This window comes from Pseudomonas sp. SJZ080, from assembly GCF_007828295.1.
GTDB lineage: Bacteria > Pseudomonadota > Gammaproteobacteria > Pseudomonadales > Pseudomonadaceae > Aquipseudomonas > Aquipseudomonas migulae_A.
Map to the genome: position 1 here is coordinate 32059 of NZ_VIUK01000024.1, position 19770 is coordinate 51828.

Genomic DNA, 19770 nt, shown 5'->3' on the forward strand with positions numbered 1-19770 from the left:
AAAGCCCCTGCCAGGCAATGACTAGGATAAGCACAGCTTATGTATGACGCTCTGGGTGATTTGTCCCTTGATCTGCTCCGTGCCTTCGAAGCAGCGGCGCGCAAGCGCAGCTTCACCGCGGCGGCGGTTGAGCTTGGCACCACGCAACCGGCAATCAGTCAGCAGATCAAGCGGCTGGAAGATCAGCTCGCCACCCGGCTGTTCGATCGCATTTATCGCGGCATTGAATTGACTGAGGCCGGGTCGATACTTTTTGAGCAAGTTCAGCTCGGTTTACAGAATATCGACGCAGGGTTGAGCGCTATCAGTGCACAGCATCAGCATGAGGTGTTGCAGGTCGCCACCGATTTCGCCTTCGCTGCCTATTGGCTGATGCCCCGTCTGCATCGCTTTCACGCCGCCAATCCGCAAGTGGACGTCAGCCTGGTGACCAGCGAGCGCAGCCTCAACATGCTGCGCACCGATATTGATGTGGCCGTGCTGTTTGGCGATGGCCGATTCAAGCAGGGCGAAAGCCACTGGCTGTTCAGCGAAGAAGTGTTTCCAGTATGCAGTCCGCTGCTGCTGAAGGATCGTGCCCTGCCCTTGCCTGCACAGTCGCTGCTGGAATTTCCGCTGCTGCACCTGCGCGGCGAAAACAGCAGCAACTGGTTCGACTGGAGCGGCGTGTTTCGCGAGTTGGGGATCACGTCGGCGCCAGCGCCCGGGCAATTGCGTTTCGACAATTACACCTTGTTGATTCAAGCGGCGATTGGCGGCCAAGGGGTGGCGATTGGCTGGCGACACCTTGTGGATAACTTGCTCGCGCAAGGTTTGTTGTGTCGCCCGATTGCCGACACGGTGATGTCCCGGCAGGGTTATTACGTGGTCTTGCCCCAGCGCAAACGGCGCGGGGCATTGATTCAACAGTTTGTGGACTGGTTGATGGCGGAACAGGCCAGCAGCGCGCAATCGCTCAATGGCCTGCCTTTGCCTTTGCCTTCGATTGCGGTGTGAATGCAAAAAGATCGCCGCCTTCGGCAGCTTCGACAGGGGAAACGCATTCCACAGTAGGAGCTGCCGAAGGCTGCGATCTTTATGACTGCTCTGAAGTTGCGACGAAATTCACATGTTCGCCAACGTGCAGATTCAACCGCAGTTCATCGGCAATCCCCGCAGCAACGCGGCTCAACCGCTGAAGCGGCTCGGCCAGCCCCGGTTCCAGGCTGCTGCTGACCTGACTGAAATGCTCGATGGTCAGCCCTGCGACGCCGCGTGGCGCATTCACCAGCGTCCAGTGCAATGCGCTGCTTTGCAGAGCCTCGCGGATTTCTTCGGCGGCGTGGTATTGCAGTTGATCCTCGATGTCCGGATCGTCCAGTACCTCGAAATCGCCCACCACAAACAGTCTGGCAATGCCCGCGGCCTGCATGCCACCAATCAGCGCATCGACGGCCAGTACTTGTTCGACCGGGCCCGGCACGATGGTTTTTTCTATGTGCTCACTGTTAAACGGCAACCCTGGTGCGTCCAGTAGACAGATGACGGCCGAACAGCCCGCCACGCTTTGTTTTACCCGCTCGGCGTCAAACAGATCACCGGTCTTGGCGCGCAAACCGGGGCGCGGCGCCAGCGCCGTCAGGTCATCGAGAATCGCGATCACTTCATGTTGGCGTCGCAGCATTTCAGCCATCAACGCACTGCCCAGGCTACTCATGGCACCATACAGCACCACTTTGACCACTGGGGTTTCGGCATTTTTCATGGCTGGACTCCGCACTCTCCTACCTATATGACGTGTGACCTGTGGGAGTCGGTGAGGGTTCGACCGGGTTTAGAGGGATTCAGATGCAACAGATCAAGGGCTATCACGCCCATGTGTATTTCGACGCCGCCAGCATTGATCAGGCGCGCACGTTGTGTGAGCAAGCCGCGCAGCTGTTCCCGCTGAAAATGGGCCGCGTGCACGAACGTCCGGTGGGGCCGCACCCGGACTGGAGCTGCCAGTTGGCATTCGGGCCGGAACTCATCGGCGACGTGTTGCCGTGGCTGGCCCTCAACCGCAAGGGGCTGGTGGTGTTCTTGCACCCGGACACCGGCGACGATCTGCTTGACCACACGGAACATGCGATCTGGATGGGCGCGATCCGGCCACTGGACCTGTCTATTTTTTGATCACAGGGTTTCTTCGGCTTCACCCGGCAGGTGCTCGTCCAGATGCAGCCACGGCAGACGGTTGTCCGTCCAGATGTGTCGTTCGGCCGGCGCCTGCTCGGGATGATCGAGGGTGGCGACGGTCAGGTCGATACTCTGCGGGCTGAGGCGGGTTATCAGCGCGATCTGTGCCCCACAGTTTGGGCAGAAATAGCGTATGCAGCTGGATGACGAGGCGTACTGCGCCGGTGTGCCTTTCGCCCATTGGAAGGTGGAGGCGGGTACGGTGATCCAGGTGGTGACGATTCCGCCGCTGACTCGTCGGCAGATCGAGCAGTGACAGTGGGCGATGTCGTGCAGCGGCCCGCGGAATTGATAGCGCAGATGTCCGCAGTGGCAGCCGCCTGTGTGAAGTTCGCTCATGACTTTCCCTCCTCATGCGTCTGTACCGACGCCTTCGCGAGCAAGCCCGCTCCCACAGTAATCAGCGTCGTACACAAAAGTGTTTTCACATCGAAAACCCTGTGGGAGCGGGCTTGCTCGCGATGGCCTCACCCCGGTTTCCCTTCCTGCCCCGGTCCGACGACCGGTTGTACATCCCATCAATGCTTTCATCGGCGAAAGCTGGGTGAAAGCTTCCCCGATTAGGATCGCCCCCACTGCCGGCAACAGACCGGTCGGCCAATGCCAGTGTTTTATCGCTCGCACAGCCCATTTAACAACAACAATGGTGACCCTGATGTCCTTTGCTACCCGCCGCTTCGCTGCAACTCCGCCCGTACGCCTCGTGCTTTCCGTTCTGCGCTGACCCCACCCGGTTCGCCCATTCCCTAGCCGCGCTACGCCTGGAGTATTCCCATGCTGACTTTCCTTGGCTTCGCCATGGTCATCACGTTCATGTTCCTGATCATGACCAAGCGCCTGTCTGCGCTGATCGCCCTGATCATCATTCCTATCGTCTTTGCCCTGTTCGGTGGTTTTGCGCCGAAGATCGGCCCGATGATGCTCGAAGGCATCACCAAGCTTGCGCCGACCGGCGTGATGCTGATGTTCGCCATTCTGTATTTCGCCCTGATGATCGACTCCGGCCTGTTCGACCCGGCCGTGCGCAAGATCCTCAAACTGGTCAAGGGCGACCCGCTGAAAGTTTCGGTCGGCACCGCCGTACTGGCGCTCGTCGTTTCCCTTGATGGTGACGGCGCGACCACTTACATGATCTGCGTGGCCGCCATGCTGCCGCTCTACAGCCGCATCGGCATGAGCCCGCGAATCATGGCCGGCCTGATCATCCTCGCCGGTGGCGTGATGAACATGACGCCATGGGGTGGCCCGACCGCCCGTGCGGCCAGTGCGCTGCACGTGGACCCGTCGGCGATCTTCGTACCGATGATCCCGGCGATGGCGGCCGGTGTCGTGGCCATCCTGGCCATCGCTTATTTCTACGGCAAACGTGAACGTGCGCGTCTGGGTGAGCTGCACCTGGTGGGCGATGAAATCGATCACAGCGAAATCAGCGTTTCGCAGTTCCCTGACGCCCGTCGTCCGAAGCTGATCTGGTTCAACGGTGCCCTGACGTTCGCCCTGATGTGCACTCTGATTGCTGGCCTGTTGCCGCTGCCGGTGCTGTTCATGGTGGCGTTCAGTATTGCGATGATCGTCAACTATCCTTGCCTGCAACAGCAGAAGGATCGCGTCGCGGCCCACGCCGGCAGTGTGCTGGCGGTGGTCGGTTTGATCTTCGCGGCAGGCATCTTCACCGGTATCCTGACGGGCACCGGCATGGTCGATGCGATGTCGAAGAGCCTGTTGGCGGTCATCCCGGATTTCCTCGGCCCGTACCTGGCCGTGATCACCGCGCTGGTGAGCATGCCGTTCACGTTCTTCATGTCGAATGACGCATTTTATTACGGCGTGTTACCAGTACTTGCCGAAGCCGCCAGTCATTACGGTATAACCGCGGTTGAAATGGCACGTGCCTCGATCGTCGGTCAGCCCGTCCACTTGCTGAGCCCGCTGGTACCATCGACCTATTTGTTGGTGGCCCTGGCCGGTATCGACTTCGGTGACCATCAGCGCTTCACCCTGAAGTGGGCAGTGCTGGTGTGCATGTGCATACTGGTCGCCGCATTGCTGATGGGGATTTTTCCGCTGTTCAGCACTCTATAAGCCCAAGACTCACCACAACGGGTCCAGGCTTTGTTGTTCGAAGCCCGGGCCCGTTCTGGTTTAACACTCGCTCAAAGGAATACACATGGAATGGCTGACCAACCCTGAAATCTGGGTTGCCTTCTTTACCCTGACCGCCCTGGAAATCGTCCTGGGTATCGATAACATCATCATGATTTCGATCCTGGTCAGCCGCATGCCCAAACACATGCAGGCGCGCACCCGAATCTTCGGCCTGGCGCTGGCCATGATCACGCGGATCCTGTTGCTGCTGTCGATCACCTGGGTCATGCGCCTCACCGCAGACCTGTTCGAAGTGTTCGGCCAGGGTATTTCCGGGCGAGACCTGATCCTGTTCTTCGGTGGTCTGTTCCTGCTGTGGAAGAGCTCGCAAGAGATGTACCACGCGCTGGAAGGTGAAGACGAAACCAATGAGGAGCCGGGTGGCAAGGGTGGCAACTTCCTTTACACCATCATCCAGATCGCGATCATCGACATCGTATTCTCGCTGGACTCGGTGATCACCGCAGTCGGCATGGTGTCCCACGTACCGGTCATGGTCGCGGCGATCGTAGTTGCGGTACTGGTGATGATGCTGGCTTCCGGCACCATCAGCTCGTTCATCGACAAGCACCCGTCGCTGAAGATGCTGGCGCTGTCGTTCCTGCTGATCGTGGGTACCGTGCTGATTGCCGAATCCTTCGACGTGCACGTGCCAAAAGGCTACGTCTACTTCGCCATGGCGTTCTCGCTGGCGGTGGAAGCGATCAACATCAAGATGCGCACCGCGATCGCGAGAAAGAAGAAACAGCAGGATCCGGTGAAACTGCGCAAGGATATTCCTGGGCAGTAACACTTTGCACACGCTCGCTTCTACATGAATCGGGGGCCTTCGGGCCCCTTTTTCACATCTGCATCAAGTTGTTTTCATGACAGTTTTGTTTCAATCGCCTCTTTAGCTATGCGATGCTGGCGCCCAGACCGTTAGCCAACTACAGCTTAAGTACACAACGTAGAAAGTCGCGCGGCACCGTCAACTTGCTCCTTTGGGGCGCTACCACCACAGGGGGCCCGTATGCTCACCCTGCTCAATTTGTTATCGGCCGTGGCCTTGTTGATCTGGGGCACGCACATCGTCCGAACCGGCATCCTGCGGGTCTACGGCTCTAACTTGCGCCACGTGATTGGCCAGAACATGTCCAAGCGCTGGCTGGCGTTCATCGCCGGCATTGTCGTGACCGCCATGGTCCAGAGCAGCAACGCCACGGCCATGCTCGTCACGTCCTTTGTCGGTCAGGGCTTGATGGCGCTGATGCCGGCGCTGGCGACGATGCTCGGCGCCGACGTGGGTACGGCATTGATGGCACGGGTCCTGACCTTCGATCTGTCATGGCTGTCGCCGCTGCTGATTTTCCTCGGAGTGATTTTCTTCCTGTCGCGCAAACAGACGCGGCTCGGGCAGATGGGCCGCGTCAGTATCGGCCTGGGGCTGATCATCCTGGCGCTGCAACTGATTGTTGAAGCGGCTGCGCCGATCACCCACGCCCAAGGGGTCAAAGTGATTTTCGCCTCGCTGACCGGCGACATCCTGCTCGACGCCCTGGTCGGCGCTCTGTTCGCGATGATTTCCTACTCCAGCCTGGCCGCCGTCCTGCTGACCGCAACCCTGGCCGGCGCCAGCGTGATCAGCTTGCCCGTGGCCATCGGCCTGGTGATCGGCGCCAACATCGGCAGCGGCATTCTGGCGTTCATGAGCACCAGCATGCAGAACGCCGCGGGCCGCCAGGTGGCGCTCGGGAGCCTGCTGTACAAGCTGATCGGCCTGTTGCTGATCATTCCCGTGCTCGATCCGCTCGTGCACTGGATCGACAGTCTGGATTTCAGCCCCCAGGAAATGGTCATCGGCTTCCACCTGCTCTACAACACGGTACGCTGCCTGATCCTGCTGCCAAGCGTCGGGCTGATGGCCAGGCTTTGTGCCTGGCTGCTGCCAGAGCGGCCGGAAATCAATGGCACCGCCAAACCGCGGCACCTTGACCCGACGGCGCTGGTGACCCCCAGCCTGGCGCTGGCCAACGCCGCCCGGGAAACCCTGCGTATCGGCGATCTGATCGACAACATGCTCGAGGCCATGCTCGACGTGCTGCGCGGCAAGCAAACCGCCGTCACCCAGGAAATGCGCCGTCTGACCGATGATGTGGAATCGCTCTACAGCTCGATCAAGCTCTATCTGGCGCAGATGCCCCGCGAGGACCTGAGCGAGCACGACAGCCGGCGCTGGGCGGAAATCATCGAACTGGCGATCAACCTCAAACTGGCCAGCGACCTGATCGAGCGCATGCTGCGCAAAGTGCAGCAACAGAAAACCTCGCAGCGCCGGTCTTTTTCCGAGGTCGGACTGGACGAATTGGCGGGGCTGCACAGTCAGCTGATCTCCAATTTGCGCCTGGGATTGTCGGTGTTCCTCAGCGCCGACAAGGAAAGTGCCCGCCAGTTGCTGCGTGAGAAGCGTCGCTTTCGCGCACAGGAACGCCGCCTGGCCCATGCGCACGTCAGCCGGTTGCAACGTAAGATCGTGCAGAGTATCGAGACCAGCTCGCTGCACCTGGAGCTGATCGCTGACATGAAGCGCCTGAATTCGTTGTTCTGCAGCAGTGCATATGTGGTGTTGGAAACATCGGACACTGGCGCGTTGGCCGTCGACGATTTGGCTGACATCACACATTCGCCTTGAACGTCTGGCAGTGTGGTCAGTCAGTAACATGTATTCAGCCTTCAGGTTGTCTTCGCGAGCAAGCCCGTTCCCACAGTGGATATTAGGTGTACTCAGAAATTGAGTCTGACTCGATCACCTGTGGGAGCGGGCTTGCTCGCGAAGACGGCCAGACTGACGACACGGATCTCCGATTGATTGCCTGGAAGCGTGCTATGCGTTGTCTGTTGTTCGCCTGTCTGTTGCTTGCATCTCTCCCTTCGTTTGCCCTGGATCGCTTTCAGGTCGAGGGCTATACGCTGCCCAATGGCCTGCAAATGCTGCTCAAACCCGGCACCGAACGCGGGCATGTGGCAATTCGGCTGGTGGTCGGCGTCGGTATCGATGATTTCAGCTGCGCCGAAAAGGAGCTGCCGCATCTGCTCGAACACCTGCTGTTCAGCGGCATCGACGCCACCGGCGAAGGCGGTCTGGAAGAACGCATGCAAGCGCTCGGCGGTGAGTGGAACGCCTACACCAGCAATGCCGATACCACGTTTGTCATCGAGGCCCCGGCGAAAAACCAGCGCAAGGTCCTCGACCTGCTGCTGGCGCTGCTGACCCAGACCCGAATCGACGACAACGCGATCAACGCCGCCAAACAGGTGGTCGAGCGCGAGGACGGTGGCCATTACTCACACTTGCAACGCTGGCTGGATCGTCAGGATCTGGGCCACACGGCGAGCAATCAATTGGCCGTGGAGCTGGGGCTCAAGTGCCCGGAGCGGGCTGAGGTCGATCACCTGACCCGTGAACAACTGGAGACGGCACGCAAGGCCTGGTACGCGCCGAACAACATGACACTGATCATGGTCGGCGACCTCGACCGCTTGCTGCCGGCTTATCTGGAACGGGCGTGGGGCGCACTCGAGGCGGTTGCCCCGACCGATCACCCGCCACTGCCGCAAATCCAGGCCAGCGCGGCCCACGAGCGCACGTTGAGTCACGGCTTTGTCGGCGGTGGAGCGAAGTTGCACTGGCTGGTGCCGGAGCCGGTGCTGGAAGACCAGCACGACGAAACCTTCGACCTGCTCAAGGACTATCTGGACTGGGCGCTCTATCGCCAGTTGCGCCTGGCGCACAGTTTGTCCTACGGCCCCTCGGCCGAGCGCGAGGTGTTTGGCGGAGTGGGTTTCATGAGCCTCAACGCCGATGTCGAGCGCGACGATGTGCCCCAGGCCGAGCAAGTACTGGAAGAGTTGAAGGCAGGGTTGCTCAAGGACGGCCTCGACGCCGACACCTTCAACCGTCTCAAGCAGGCCGCCATTGCCCGTCAGGCCTGGGCCGTGCAAGGCAACAGCGCGCTGGCCGATTACTACTGGAGCGCGCTGGGCGACTACGAGGAAGGCCGTTTCGCTGACCCGGCCAGGGAGCTGCAGGGCGTGACGCTGGCAGAGGCCAACAAGGCCATGCGCGAATTGCTGTTGCAACCGGGCTATCTGCGGATCGAGAAGCCGTTGATGAGTTATGACCAGGTGATGTGGGTGGTTGTCGGGGTGTTTGCCTTGATGGTGCTCGGATTGTTGGCCTGGCGGATCCATCGCAAACAATAATTACCCGTGTGGGAGCCGGCGTGCTGGTGAAGGTCGTTAACGATAACGCGTGTTTCCTGGGTTAACGCGGTGCCTTGAAGTGCATCGCCAGCAAGCCGGCTCCTACAGGCCGGCGTGCCCTCGCGAAGCTGATTTGACCCTCGCCACACCGCCCCACGGGCGGTAACCTGTCGGGGATTTTTCCCACGACTATTGTGAATCGCCGAATGCCTACCCTGACCTTGTTCGTACAGCGCATCCTCGAATTGATGAAGCGCTATCCGGGGGTCATTGCGCTCGGCGGTTTCATCTCCGGGGTCGGCAGTTTCATGCTGGTGGACCGTCAGCAAGGCCTGGCGACCTGGATCACCATCATCATGGTGCTCAGCTGGATCTGGTTGATGCTGGAAAACAGCCTCACCAAGCTCTTCACCCGAATCTTCAAGCGCGAGATCCCCCAGCCGCTGCTGCGCTACGCCACGCAGATGATTCACCAGGAAAGTCTGTTTTTCGTCCTGCCGTTCTTTTTCATCACCACGACCTGGAACAGCGGCCAGCTGTTTTTCACCGGGCTGCTGGGCATCGCCGCGCTTATTTCCATCACCGACCCGCTCTACTACAAATGGCTGGCGCCCCGGCGCTGGGCGTTCCTGGCGCTGCACACGCTGACGCTGTTCGCTGCGCTGCTGACCGCCCTGCCCGTCATCCTGCACCTGACCACGTCCCAGAGTTTCAAGCTGGCTCTGGGCACGGCCGTCGTCCTGTCGTTCCCGAGCCTGGCGTCGATCTTCCCGATCCGGACGGTGCGCAACGCGCTGGCTATTCTGAGCATCACCGTCGGCATCGGCGGCGTGGGTTGGGTGCTGCGCTCGTGGGTGCCGCCGGCCACGCTGTGGATGACCGATGTAGCGATCAGCACGCAAATGCAGGACCGCACGCCCGGCAAGAGTCTGGAAGAAGTCAGCGCGGAACAGATCCGAGGCGACGGCCTGTACGCCTACACGGCGATCAACGCGCCGCGCGGTCTCGATGAGCGGATTTACCATGTCTGGCAGTTCAACGGAAAAGAAGTCGACCGCATCGCACTGGATATCCACGGCGGGCGCAAGGAAGGCTATCGCGCCTGGACCCACAAGCAGAACTTCCCCGGTAACCCGGCGGGCAAGTGGCAGGTTCGGGTGCTGACCGAGGACGGCCAGTTGATCGGTGTGTTGCGCTTCAAGATCACGGACAGCACACCGATCAAAGAAAAGTAATGCGGTTCGTGCTATTACGTAGCTCTGCGTAACAGCCGAACAAGCACGGAGCTTATGACCAGCAGCACAACGCCCGGCAGTGCCTTGATGGACACCTCGCACACCCCTGCGCAATTGCGGGTCATGGGTGACTGGACGCTTGCCCATTACGCCGATCTCAAGGCACTGAGCGAAAAGCTTCGCGGCCAATACGACGACAGCACCCACATTGACCTCAACAGCCTCGGCGCGCTCGACACCGCCGGTGCCTCGCTGTTGGTGGAATTGCTCGGTTCGGAGCGCCTGGGAAAATCCGCCGAACATCCCGATTGCACGTTGTCCGTCGCCGATCGTGCCTTGTTGCAAACCGTTTATTGCTCAATGACCGACTTCTGCGTGCCGATCAAGGAACCGGAAATCGGCGTCGGCATTCAACTGCTCACCCGCATTGGCCGCGCGGTGGATGCCGTCTGGCAGGACACCCTGCAACTACTGGGATTCGTCGGCCTGATCCTGGAAACCATCGCCCGCAACCTGTTGCGCCCCAAACGCTGGCGCATCACGCCAATGGTCGCGCACATCGAACAGACCGGCCTCGACGCCGCGCCCATCGTTGCCCTGCTGACGTTTCTGGTGGGCGCCGTGGTGGCGTTTCTCGGGGCGACGGTGTTGCAGAGTTTCGGTGCGAGCATTTTCACCGTGGACCTGGTGGCGTTCTCCTTCCTGCGCGAATTCGGTGTGCTGCTCACCGCTATCCTGATGGCCGGCCGCACCGCAAGTGCCTTCACCGCGCAGATCGGCTCGATGAAGGCCAACGAAGAGATCGATGCCATTCGCACCCTGGGCCTCGACCCGATGGAGTTGCTCGTCGTGCCGCGTGTGCTGGCGCTGCTGGTGGCGCTGCCGATGCTGACCTTTCTGGCGATGCTCTCGGGGATTGTCGGCGGTGGCGTGGTCTGTGCCGTGGCGCTGGATATTTCGCCGGCGATGTTCCTCTCGCTGCTGCAAACCGACATCGGCGTTCAACACTTTCTGGTGGGGATCGTCAAAGCGCCGATCTTTGCATTTCTCATCGCCGCCATTGGTTGCCTTGAAGGCTTCAAGGTCAGCGGCAGCGCCGAGTCTGTGGGGGCGCACACCACGTCGAGTGTGGTGCAGTCGATTTTCGTGGTGATCGTGCTCGACGCCGTGGCCGCACTGTTTTTCATGGAGATGGGCTGGTGAGTCGTCTACCCCGAGCGCCCTCCGAGGCGGTGATCGAAGTCCGTGGGCTGTGCAATCGTTTTGGCCGCCAGAGCGTGCACGAGAACCTCGACCTGGATCTGTACAAGGGCGAAATCCTGGCCGTGGTCGGCGGTTCCGGCAGCGGCAAATCGGTGCTGCTGCGCAGTATTGTCGGCTTGCGCCAGCCCAGCGAAGGGGTGGTGAAGGTCTTTGGCAAGAACCTCCCGACGCTGCCCGAACACGAGCGCTCGATGGTCGAACGACGCTTCGGCGTGCTGTTCCAGAAAGGCGCCCTGTTCTCTTCGCTGACCGTGACCGAAAACGTCGCCCTGCCCCTGATCGAACACGCAGGCCTGAGCCGCGACGATGCCGAACACCTGGCGGCGGTCAAACTGGCGCTGGCCGGGTTGCCGCTGTCGGCGGCGGACAAGTACCCCGCTTCGCTGTCCGGCGGCATGATCAAGCGCGCGGCACTGGCCCGCGCGCTGGCGCTGGACCCGGACATCCTGTTCCTCGACGAACCCACCGCCGGCCTCGACCCGATTGGCGCGGCGGCTTTCGATCAGTTGATCCTGACCCTGCGCGACGCGTTGGGTTTGAGTGTGTTTCTGGTCACCCATGACCTCGACACGCTCTACACCATCACCGACCGCGTGGCGGTGCTGGCGCAGAAGAAAGTGCTGGTGGCGGACGCCATCGACAAGGTCTCGGAAACCGACGACCCATGGATTCACGAATACTTCCATGGCCCTCGCGGCCGCGCGGCGCTGACGGCCGCTCAACAGTTGAATGAGGTCTGACATGGAAACCTGAGCCCATCATGTATTGATCGGCCTGTTCACCGTGATTGTGGTGGCAGGCGCCCTGCTCTTCGGCTTGTGGCTGGCCAAGTCCAGCGTCGATACCGAGTTCAAGGATTACGAAATCGTCTTCAACGAGGCGGTCAGCGGTTTGTCCAAAGGCAGCGCGGTGCAGTACAGCGGGATCAAGGTCGGCGATGTGGTGACGTTGCGCCTGGACCCGAAAGACCCGCGCCGCGTACTGGCGCGGATTCGCCTGGGCGGTGATACGCCGATCAAGGAAGACACCCAGGCCAAACTGGCTCTGACCGGGATCACCGGTACGTCGATCATCCAGCTCAGCGGTGGCACGCCGCAAAGCCCGACGCTCAGGGGCAAGGACGGTAATTTGCCGACCATCATCGCATCGCCCTCGCCCATCGCCCGGCTGCTCAACGACAGCAACGATTTGATGGCCGGTGTGAACGTCTTGATGCACAACGCCAATCAGATGTTTTCCGCGGAGAACGTCGAGCGCATCAGCAAGACCCTCGAACACTTGGAACAAACCACCGGCACCATCGCCGATCAGCGCGGCGACATCCGTCAGGCGATGCAGCAACTGGCGTCGGTCGGCAAGCAGGCCGGCGCGATGCTGGAGCAGACGTCGGCGCTGATGCGCAACGCCAACGGCATGCTCAACGATCAGGGCAAACAGATGTTCGGCAGTGCCGAGCAGGCCATGAAGTCGCTGGAACAAAGCAGCGCGACGATCAACAAGTTGCTCACCAACAATCAGGATTCCCTCAACAGCGGCATGCAAGGTCTTAACGGCTTGGCCCCGGCAGTGCGCGAGTTGCGCGACACCCTGACGTCGTTGCGGGCGATTTCCCAACGCCTGGAAGCCAACCCCAGCGGTTACCTGCTGGGCAATGACAAGAACAAGGAGTTCACGCCATGAAGCTGCGTCACATTGCCCTCCTCGGCGCTGTTGCGTTGACCAGCGCTTGCTCGATCCTTCCCAAGTCCGAGCCGTCCGATGTGTATCGGTTGCCTTCGGCCCAGAGCGTTTCTCCCAGCCACGGCACGCCGCAGCGCTGGTCCCTGCGCCTGACCAAGCCGCAGGCCAGCGAGGCGTTGAACAGTCCGCAGATCGCCGTGATTCCGCAAGGCGATCTGATCAGCAGCTACAAGGCTTCACGCTGGAGCGACCCGGCGCCGGTGCTGTTGCGTAATCGTCTGCTGGATGGTTTTCAGCGTGACGGTCGGGTTGCGTTGCTGAGCACCGACGACAGCAATTTCCAGGCGGACCTGGAATTGGGCGGGAGCTTGCAGGCGTTCCAGACTGAATACCAAGGCACAGCGGCGAGTGTCGTTGTGCGTCTCGATGCGTTGTTGGTGCGTGGTTATGACCAGCGGATTCTCGCCAGTCGCCGCTTTGAAGTGCGTCAGCCGCTGAGCGATGTGAAGGTGCCAGCGGTGGTGGTCGGGTTTGGCCAGGCGAGTGATCAGTTGACGGCGCAGGTGGTGAGTTGGGCGGTTGAGCAAGGACAGAAAGTCGCGCCGCCACCGCGACCTTGAAGCCCTGCACAGATCAAATGTGGGAGTGGGTTTGCTCGCGAAGCGGTGTGTCAGTCAGCATTGATGTTGCCTGACACTCCGCCATCGCGAGCAAGCCCGCTCCCACAAGGTTTTGTGTTTAACCGAAGAACCAGTAGCAAACGCCAATGGCCCCGAGCACCCCGGCCAATTCCGCCAGCAACGCACACCCCACCGCATGCCGCGCCCGCTGAATCCCCACCGCGCCGAAATACACCGCCAATACATAAAACGTCGTTTCCGTGCTGCCCTGAATCGTCGCTGCCACCAACGCCGGGAAGCTGTCTACCCCGGACGTCTTCATGGTTTCAATCAGCATTGCCCGGGCCGCGCTGCCGGAGAACGGCTTGACCATCGCCGTCGGCAGCGCATCGACGAAGCGCGTGTCCCAACCGGCCCACTCCACCAGATGCCGAATCCCGTCGAGGCCGAAATCCAGCGCTCCGGACGCGCGTAGCACGCCCACCGCGCACAGCATCGCCACCAGGTACGGCAGCAGATTCTTGGCCACGTCGAAGCCTTCTTTCGCGCCTTCGACGAACGCCTCATAAACCTTCACTTTGCGCAGCGCGCCGATCACCAGGAACAGCATGATCAGGCCGAACAGCGTCACGTTGCCGAGGATCGAGGACAAGCCGGCCAGAGCAGTCGCCGAGAGTGTCGCCAGCAACGCCATGAAGCCGCCGAGGGCGAGGGCACCGGGGATCAGGTAGGCAAGCACCACCGGGTCCCACAGGCGCAGGCGCTGCATGACCGCCACCGACAGCAATCCCACCAGTGTCGAGCAACTGGTAGCGAGCAGGATCGGCAGGAACACCAGCGTCGGGTCCGGCGCGCCTTGCTGCGCGCGGTACATGAAGATCGTCACGGGCAGCAGGGTCAGGGAGGAGGCGTTGAGTACCAGAAACAGGATCTGCGCGTTGCTGGCAATGGTGTCGCTGGGGTTGAGCTCTTGCAGCGCCTTCATGGCCTTGAGGCCGATTGGTGTGGCGGCGTTGTCCAGGCCCAGGCCGTTGGCGGCGAAGTTCAGGGTGATCAGGCCGATGGCCGGGTGACCTGCGGGCACTCCCGGCATCAGGCGCAGGAACAACGGGCCCAGCGCCTTGGCCAGCCATTCGACGATCCCGGCCTTCTCGGCGATGCGCAGAAAACCCAGCCAGAGGGTCAGGGTGCCGAACAGCAGGACCATGACCTCGACCGACAACTTGGCCATGGCGAAAATGCTTTCCACCATCGCCGCGAAGATCCCGGCGTTACCACCGATCAGCCATTGCGCCAGCGCCGATACGGCCGCCACGATGAAGAAGCCAAGCCACAGGCCATTGAGCATCAGTTGAATCCCCCGAAGAATGTGGCGAATGATAGCGGGGTAGCCAGAAACGACAAACCCCGGATTTCTCCGGGGTTCATATAAATGCCACATCTTGTAGGCGCCGGCTTGCTGGCGATGAACGATAACGCGGTATGTCTGATAAACCGCAGTGTCCGGATCGCCAGCAAGCCGGCTCCTACAGGTTTAGTTGCGGGAAATCTCGCCTGCCGGCAATTTTTCCTTGCTGCGCCAGTGCGGCAGCGAGTTCCAGTAGCGCTGGCCCTTGGCGTCGTCGTACATGCCTTCCCAACGGGAGATGACCAGTACGGCCAAGGCATTGCCGATCACGTTCAGTGCGGTACGCGCCATGTCCATGATGCGGTCGACACCGGCAATGAACGCCAGGCCTTCCAGCGGAATCCCCACACTGCCCAAAGTGGCCAGCAACACCACGAAGGACACGCCCGGAACACCGGCGATACCTTTGGAGGTGACCATCAGCGTCAGCACCAGCAGCAACTGCTGGCTGATCGACAGGTCGATGCCGTACAGCTGGGCAATGAAGATCGCCGCGATGCTTTGGTACAGGGTCGAACCGTCGAGGTTGAACGAGTAACCGGTCGGCACCACGAAGCTGCAAATGGCTTTCGGCGCGCCGTAGGCTTCCATCTTCTCGATCACACGCGGCAACACGGTTTCGGAGGAGGCGGTGGAGTACGCCAGCATCAGCTCATCCTTGAAGATGCGCATCAGCTTGATCACCGAGAAGCCGAACAGGCGGGCAATCAGGCCCAGCACCATGAAGGCGAAGAAGGCGATGGCGAAGTAAACCAGGATCACCAGTTTGGCCAGCGGCAGCAGGGACGCGAAGCCGAAGTTGGCCACAGTCACCGCGATCAGTGCGAAAACGCCGATCGGGGCGTAGTTCATGATCATGTGGGTGACCTTGAACATGCTTTCCGAAACGCCCTGGAACATTGTCACCAGCGGGTCGCGCAATTCGGGCTTGAGGCTCGACAGACCGAGACCGAACAGCACCGAGAAGAAGATGATCGGCAGCATTTCACCGCGAGCGATGGCGGCGAAGATGTTCGACGGGATCAGATTGAGGATGGTTTCGATGAACGCATGTTCATGCTGAACCTCGGCCGCCGTGGCCTGGTACTTGGAAATGTCCACCGTACCCAGCGTGCTCATGTCAATGCCGGCGCCCGGGTGGAACACATTGGCCAACACCAGGCCGACAACGATAGCGATCGTGGTCACGATCTCGAAGTAGATGATGGTCTTCAGGCCGATGCTGCCGAGCTTTTTCGCATCACCAACGCCGGCAATACCGACGATCAGTGACGAGATCACGATCGGGATCACAATCATCTTGATCAGACGGATAAAGATATCGCCTGCCGGTTGCAGGACGTTGCTGATCCACCAGGCCTTCTCGGCGCTGAAATGGTTGAGCAGCGCACCGATTGCAATCCCCAATACCAGACCGATGAGGATCTGCCAGGCGAGGCTGAGCTTTGCCTTCTTCATATCTTTACCCTTACTTGCGTTTGACTCGGGCAGATGCAGCAACTGGAACGCTTGTGGCGAAAAAGTCTTGAGCATCTGCCCCCGTATAAGGTGCCCCGGAGCGATTGTTCATGGCTCTCTGGCAGGCGAAAAAAGGCGCAACTATTCCGATGCAAGGAAGCGACGTCTAATGCCGTAAACGCCTACCCTATGCCGAATCGGCATGAGGTTTTTTTGCTGAAACCGACGTCGCAAACAGTTCGAATGTGACATTTCGGCAGGCATACGTGCCGTGAACCGGCCATTTCCGGGCAGGGTGGGTGTTTTTTGCTCATTTTCGCGGGAGGGGTATTTCAGAAGAAACCGACCATAAGGGACGAGAAATCACTGCAAAATCAGGCGGTTTTTTCTCGATGTACGGTCACGCAAGAAATACCGGGAGGCGTATTTTCCGGTGATCATTCGTACGAATGGGGCGTGAGGAACGAAATCGAATGGATCGCTGCAGTTCAACGCATTGCGCGCATAAGCTCTCCGCAAGTCCGTCGTGCCATCTGGGGACGGCGAACTTGCGTCGCAGCTTTTACCTGACCCGGCCCTTGCGCAGGCACTCCCTGTACCCGTAGGTCACTCCGCCCCTGAAACAGGCAGAACGTCCCGACCCCTTGGTCATGCGTCTACCTTCCTCGGGTAGCGCATTAGAGAGAAGCAATGCTGCTTCTTTCATGTGACAAATTCAGTACCAGTTCGGATCTTTCTTCAGTTGCTCCATCAACAGGTCCTGCATGCCCTGGTCAGGCTTGCCGAGGAAGCGGTAGTCGGCATGCCGCGTGGGCGACTTGTCGGCCGGCAACCCTGCAGGCACTTCGACCAACATGCCGTAGGCATCCTTCTTGTCGAAGCTGACGGCCACGATCAGGCGTTTGTTGAGGCATGTACCCTGCGATTCGCAGAGCGGCCCCACCAGATACTTATCGCCATCTTCTTCAACGGCATTCATTTGTTCGGCGTCACCGGACAGGTTCATCACCCATTCCGGCAGGCGTTCTTCCTTCTTCACGACGCCTTGCCAGGTGTCGTGGAACTGCGGGTCTGCGCTCAACAACTCGTTGACCCGCGACTGGCCATCATTAGCTGCCATCGCAATGGCGCTGCCGCCCAGAAGCAGGGCGGCTGCCATCGTTTTCAGTAAAACGCTCATCTTCAACCTCGACCGCGACGGCCAAAGAAGAACGAAGCAATGAACATCACCAGGAACACGACAAAGAGAATCTTGGCGATACCCGTGGCGGTGCCCGCGATACCACCGAAGCCCAGTACTGCAGCGATGATGGCAATGATCAAGAATGTGATTGCCCAGCTCAACATGGTGATTCTCCTTACGCTTCTATTTAGAGGTGATGCTTGTGATGCGTGTCCCGGCGCATCGAATGCGCCAAGTTCGTGTGTTTAAAACACCCAGCGATCCTGACGTTGCATCTCATCCGCAGGCTGAGCCTGGTCGACGTCCATCATTCGCATGGGGGCGCTGTCGGCGGAATTGCTGCTGCTGACGGCGCTGAAGTGGGTTTGGGTCGGATGCGGAATCGACAGGCGTGGCGCTTCTTGCTCCTGACTCTGCTCCCAGCGTTGAAACTGCTGGCCGCCGATCAAGGTGATTAATAGCGCCAGGACAGCAAACAGGCCTTGCTGGATATGCAGTGGCGAGATACGCAATTGGGCGGCACGTTGGCGACACATCCTGAAGCTCCTCCCACACTGTGTGGTGATCTTGTTGAGGGCGACGGTTCTGATGCCCTTGTTGGTCAGATCATTGCAGCCTGCATGCCAGCTTTTTTTGAATAAAAAATATAATAAAATCAATAAGTTATATTTGTTGTAGGAATCGCATAGGACGCATCCTGCACGATGACCAATTTGACGTCGTGCGTAATGCACGATTGATTTGCAGGCGCTTTCAGAATTTTTGAATTGCGGGAAGGGCGTAGATGTCTCACAGGAAGTCGGGAGCGCACCTGAAACCAGCGATCCGATAAAAAAACAACAAAATCAGGCGATTAGCCGTAGGGTGAGCAGATAGCTACCCTGATGTGGTCGGAATCGACCAGAATCAACCATGCAACTTGCCCGATTTTTCCCGGACTAACCAAGATCATTCACTAAGGAGCGTAGGAAAATGGAATCAGCCACCGAGCATCAGGGCCGCATTCTGCTGGTGGACGACGAGTCCGCCATCCTGCGAACGTTCCGTTACTGCCTCGAAGACGAAGGCTATAGCGTCGCCACCGCCAACAGTGCGGCGCAGGCTGATGCGTTGTTGCAACGCCAGGTGTTTGACCTGTGCTTCCTCGATTTGCGCCTCGGCGAGGACAACGGCCTCGATGTACTGGCCCAGATGCGTATTCAGGCGCCGTGGATGCGCGTTGTCATCGTCACTGCTCACTCGGCCGTGGACACCGCCGTCGATGCGATTCAGGCGGGCGCCGCTGATTATCTGGTCAAGCCGTGCAGCCCCGATCAATTGCGCCTGGCCACCGCCAAGCAACTCGAAGTTCGGCAACTGTCGGCACGGCTGGAGGCGCTGGAAGGTGAAGTGCGCAAACCCAAGGACGGCCTGGACTCCCACAGCCCGGCCATGAAAGTGGTGCTCGAAACCGCCCGCCAAGTGGCCAGTACCGATGCCAACATTCTGATTCTCGGTGAGTCCGGCACCGGTAAAGGCGAACTGTCCCAAGCCATTCACGGCTGGAGCAAGCGAGCGAAAAAATCCTGCGTCACCATCAACTGCCCTTCGCTGACGGCCGAATTGATGGAAAGCGAACTCTTCGGCCACAGCCGTGGGGCTTTTACGGGGGCGAGCGAAAGTACCCTTGGACGAGTGAATCAGGCGGATGGGGGCACGCTGTTTCTTGACGAGATCGGCGATTTTCCCCTGACATTGCAACCAAAGTTGCTGCGTTTCATTCAAGATAAGGAATACGAGCGGGTCGGCGATCCCGTGACCCGCCGTGCCGATGTGCGCATCCTGGCCGCTACCAACCTCAATCTTGAAGACATGGTGCGCGACGGCCGTTTCCGTGAAGATTTGCTCTATCGCTTGAACGTCATCACCTTGCATCTGCCGCCGTTGCGCGAACGCCGGGAGGATATCCTGAACCTGGCTGACCGCTTCCTGGCTCGATTCGTCAAGGAATACGCGCGCCCGGCGCGAGGCTTCAGCGACGAGGCCCGTGAAGCGCTGTTGAGCTACCGCTGGCCGGGGAACATTCGAGAGTTGCGTAACGTGGTTGAGCGGGCGAGCATTATTTGTCCACAGGAGCGCGTCGAAATCAGCCACCTGGGGATGGCAGAGACCCCGGTAAACAATGCGCCACGCATTGGCGCTGCACTGAGTCTGGACGAACTGGAGAAGGCGCACATCGGCGCGGTGCTGGCCACCGCCGACACACTGGACCAGGCCGCGAAGACACTCGGCATTGACGCTTCGACGCTGTACCGCAAACGCAAGCAGTACAACCTGTGA

The 19770-nt window shown here is 59.9% G+C and carries 19 protein-coding genes; 12 read left to right on the forward strand and 7 right to left on the reverse strand.

Annotated elements, in window-relative coordinates:
* The first annotated feature begins 39 nt into the window (after positions 1–39).
* Complete coding sequence (locus tag FBY04_RS25415; protein ID WP_145317816.1) at positions 40–996, forward strand: LysR family transcriptional regulator; 957 nt, start codon at positions 40–42, stop codon at positions 994–996.
* 79 nt (positions 997–1075) lie between these two features.
* Here the strand turns inward: FBY04_RS25415 and FBY04_RS25420 are convergent, their stop codons facing one another.
* The gene (locus tag FBY04_RS25420; RefSeq protein WP_145317819.1) at positions 1076–1744 is read right to left on the reverse strand and encodes an NAD(P)-dependent oxidoreductase; all 669 of its coding nucleotides are present in this window, start codon (positions 1742–1744) and stop codon (positions 1076–1078) included.
* Positions 1745–1827: 83 nt separating this feature from the next.
* On the opposite strand from FBY04_RS25420, the gene FBY04_RS25425 reads away from it, so the two are divergent.
* A complete protein-coding gene (locus FBY04_RS25425; RefSeq protein WP_084317537.1) occupies positions 1828–2154 on the forward strand; it encodes a DOPA 4,5-dioxygenase family protein in 327 nt (108 codons plus the stop codon).
* Here the strand turns inward: FBY04_RS25425 and FBY04_RS25430 are convergent, their stop codons facing one another.
* Complete coding sequence (locus tag FBY04_RS25430) at positions 2155–2556, reverse strand: GFA family protein (protein WP_145317822.1); 402 nt, start codon at positions 2554–2556, stop codon at positions 2155–2157.
* 435 nt (positions 2557–2991) lie between these two features.
* Here FBY04_RS25430 and FBY04_RS25435 point away from each other — a divergent pair, with 435 nt between their 5' ends.
* The 9 genes from FBY04_RS25435 (at position 2992) to FBY04_RS25475 (ending at position 13402) form a co-directional block, all read left to right on the forward strand.
* Entirely contained in the window at positions 2992–4299 is a 1308-nt protein-coding gene (locus tag FBY04_RS25435) for a CitMHS family transporter (RefSeq protein ID WP_084317535.1), read from the forward strand.
* Positions 4300–4384: 85 nt separating this feature from the next.
* Complete coding sequence (locus FBY04_RS25440; protein WP_084317534.1) at positions 4385–5152, forward strand: TerC family protein; 768 nt, start codon at positions 4385–4387, stop codon at positions 5150–5152.
* A gap of 222 nt (positions 5153–5374) precedes the next feature.
* The gene (locus FBY04_RS25445; RefSeq protein ID WP_084317533.1) at positions 5375–7033 is read left to right on the forward strand and encodes a Na/Pi cotransporter family protein; all 1659 of its coding nucleotides are present in this window, start codon (positions 5375–5377) and stop codon (positions 7031–7033) included.
* A 194-nt stretch (positions 7034–7227) separates the two neighbouring features.
* Positions 7228–8604 (forward strand): pitrilysin family protein, encoded by a 1377-nt coding sequence (locus tag FBY04_RS25450; protein WP_084317532.1) that lies wholly within the window; start codon positions 7228–7230, stop codon positions 8602–8604.
* Positions 8605–8810: 206 nt separating this feature from the next.
* Positions 8811–9839 carry a DUF5924 family protein gene (locus tag FBY04_RS25455; RefSeq protein ID WP_084317531.1) on the forward strand — a complete coding sequence of 343 codons (1029 nt, stop codon included), beginning with the start codon at positions 8811–8813 and terminating at the stop codon, positions 9837–9839.
* A 54-nt stretch (positions 9840–9893) separates the two neighbouring features.
* Positions 9894–11042, forward strand: a complete 1149-nt coding sequence (locus FBY04_RS25460) for an ABC transporter permease (protein WP_084317530.1) — start codon at positions 9894–9896, stop codon at positions 11040–11042.
* Complete coding sequence (locus FBY04_RS25465; RefSeq protein WP_084317529.1) at positions 11039–11842, forward strand: ABC transporter ATP-binding protein; 804 nt, start codon at positions 11039–11041, stop codon at positions 11840–11842. The genes FBY04_RS25460 and FBY04_RS25465 overlap by 4 nt, the downstream gene beginning before the upstream one ends.
* 25 nt (positions 11843–11867) lie before the next feature.
* Positions 11868–12782: an MlaD family protein gene (locus tag FBY04_RS25470; RefSeq protein WP_256667164.1), complete on the forward strand. Its 915-nt coding sequence runs from the start codon at positions 11868–11870 to the stop codon at positions 12780–12782.
* Positions 12779–13402: an ABC-type transport auxiliary lipoprotein family protein gene (locus tag FBY04_RS25475; RefSeq protein WP_084317527.1), complete on the forward strand. Its 624-nt coding sequence runs from the start codon at positions 12779–12781 to the stop codon at positions 13400–13402. Before FBY04_RS25470 ends, FBY04_RS25475 begins: the two co-directional genes overlap by 4 nt.
* A gap of 118 nt (positions 13403–13520) precedes the next feature.
* Here the strand turns inward: FBY04_RS25475 and FBY04_RS25480 are convergent, their stop codons facing one another.
* From FBY04_RS25480 to FBY04_RS25500, 5 genes are all read right to left on the reverse strand, one after another.
* Positions 13521–14750, reverse strand: a complete 1230-nt coding sequence (locus FBY04_RS25480; RefSeq protein WP_084317526.1) for a nucleoside recognition domain-containing protein — start codon at positions 14748–14750, stop codon at positions 13521–13523.
* 186 nt (positions 14751–14936) lie between these two features.
* Complete coding sequence (gltP, locus tag FBY04_RS25485; RefSeq protein WP_145317825.1) at positions 14937–16268, reverse strand: glutamate/aspartate:proton symporter GltP; 1332 nt, start codon at positions 16266–16268, stop codon at positions 14937–14939.
* A 715-nt stretch (positions 16269–16983) separates the two neighbouring features.
* Entirely contained in the window at positions 16984–17448 is a 465-nt protein-coding gene (locus FBY04_RS25490) for an inhibitor of vertebrate lysozyme family protein (protein ID WP_145317829.1), read from the reverse strand.
* A 2-nt stretch (positions 17449–17450) separates the two neighbouring features.
* Complete coding sequence (locus tag FBY04_RS25495; protein WP_003177151.1) at positions 17451–17615, reverse strand: DUF1328 domain-containing protein; 165 nt, start codon at positions 17613–17615, stop codon at positions 17451–17453.
* A gap of 81 nt (positions 17616–17696) precedes the next feature.
* Positions 17697–17987, reverse strand: a complete 291-nt coding sequence (locus tag FBY04_RS25500) for a hypothetical protein (RefSeq protein WP_145317832.1) — start codon at positions 17985–17987, stop codon at positions 17697–17699.
* 436 nt (positions 17988–18423) lie between these two features.
* Here FBY04_RS25500 and algB point away from each other — a divergent pair, with 436 nt between their 5' ends.
* Positions 18424–19770 carry a sigma-54-dependent response regulator transcription factor AlgB gene (gene algB, locus FBY04_RS25505; protein ID WP_084317523.1) on the forward strand — a complete coding sequence of 449 codons (1347 nt, stop codon included), beginning with the start codon at positions 18424–18426 and terminating at the stop codon, positions 19768–19770.

Excerpts from the sequence above, each read along its gene's own strand:
- FBY04_RS25415 (WP_145317816.1), top strand. The coding sequence starts at position 40 with ATGTATGACGCTCTGGGTGATTTGTCCCTTGATCTGCTCCGTGCCTTC.
- FBY04_RS25420 (WP_145317819.1), bottom strand. The coding sequence starts at position 1,744 with ATGAAAAATGCCGAAACCCCAGTGGTCAAAGTGGTGCTGTATGGTGCC.
- FBY04_RS25425 (WP_084317537.1), top strand. The coding sequence starts at position 1,828 with ATGCAACAGATCAAGGGCTATCACGCCCATGTGTATTTCGACGCCGCC.
- FBY04_RS25430 (WP_145317822.1), bottom strand. The coding sequence starts at position 2,556 with ATGAGCGAACTTCACACAGGCGGCTGCCACTGCGGACATCTGCGCTAT.
- FBY04_RS25435 (WP_084317535.1), top strand. The coding sequence starts at position 2,992 with ATGCTGACTTTCCTTGGCTTCGCCATGGTCATCACGTTCATGTTCCTG.
- FBY04_RS25440 (WP_084317534.1), top strand. The coding sequence starts at position 4,385 with ATGGAATGGCTGACCAACCCTGAAATCTGGGTTGCCTTCTTTACCCTG.
- FBY04_RS25445 (WP_084317533.1), top strand. The coding sequence starts at position 5,375 with ATGCTCACCCTGCTCAATTTGTTATCGGCCGTGGCCTTGTTGATCTGG.
- FBY04_RS25450 (WP_084317532.1), top strand. The coding sequence starts at position 7,228 with ATGCGTTGTCTGTTGTTCGCCTGTCTGTTGCTTGCATCTCTCCCTTCG.
- FBY04_RS25455 (WP_084317531.1), top strand. The coding sequence starts at position 8,811 with ATGCCTACCCTGACCTTGTTCGTACAGCGCATCCTCGAATTGATGAAG.
- FBY04_RS25460 (WP_084317530.1), top strand. The coding sequence starts at position 9,894 with ATGACCAGCAGCACAACGCCCGGCAGTGCCTTGATGGACACCTCGCAC.
- FBY04_RS25475 (WP_084317527.1), top strand. The coding sequence starts at position 12,779 with ATGAAGCTGCGTCACATTGCCCTCCTCGGCGCTGTTGCGTTGACCAGC.
- FBY04_RS25480 (WP_084317526.1), bottom strand. The coding sequence starts at position 14,750 with ATGCTCAATGGCCTGTGGCTTGGCTTCTTCATCGTGGCGGCCGTATCG.
- gltP (WP_145317825.1), bottom strand. The coding sequence starts at position 16,268 with ATGAAGAAGGCAAAGCTCAGCCTCGCCTGGCAGATCCTCATCGGTCTG.
- FBY04_RS25490 (WP_145317829.1), bottom strand. The coding sequence starts at position 17,448 with ATGAGCGTTTTACTGAAAACGATGGCAGCCGCCCTGCTTCTGGGCGGC.
- FBY04_RS25495 (WP_003177151.1), bottom strand. The coding sequence starts at position 17,615 with ATGTTGAGCTGGGCAATCACATTCTTGATCATTGCCATCATCGCTGCA.
- FBY04_RS25500 (WP_145317832.1), bottom strand. The coding sequence starts at position 17,987 with ATGTGTCGCCAACGTGCCGCCCAATTGCGTATCTCGCCACTGCATATC.
- algB (WP_084317523.1), top strand. The coding sequence starts at position 18,424 with ATGGAATCAGCCACCGAGCATCAGGGCCGCATTCTGCTGGTGGACGAC.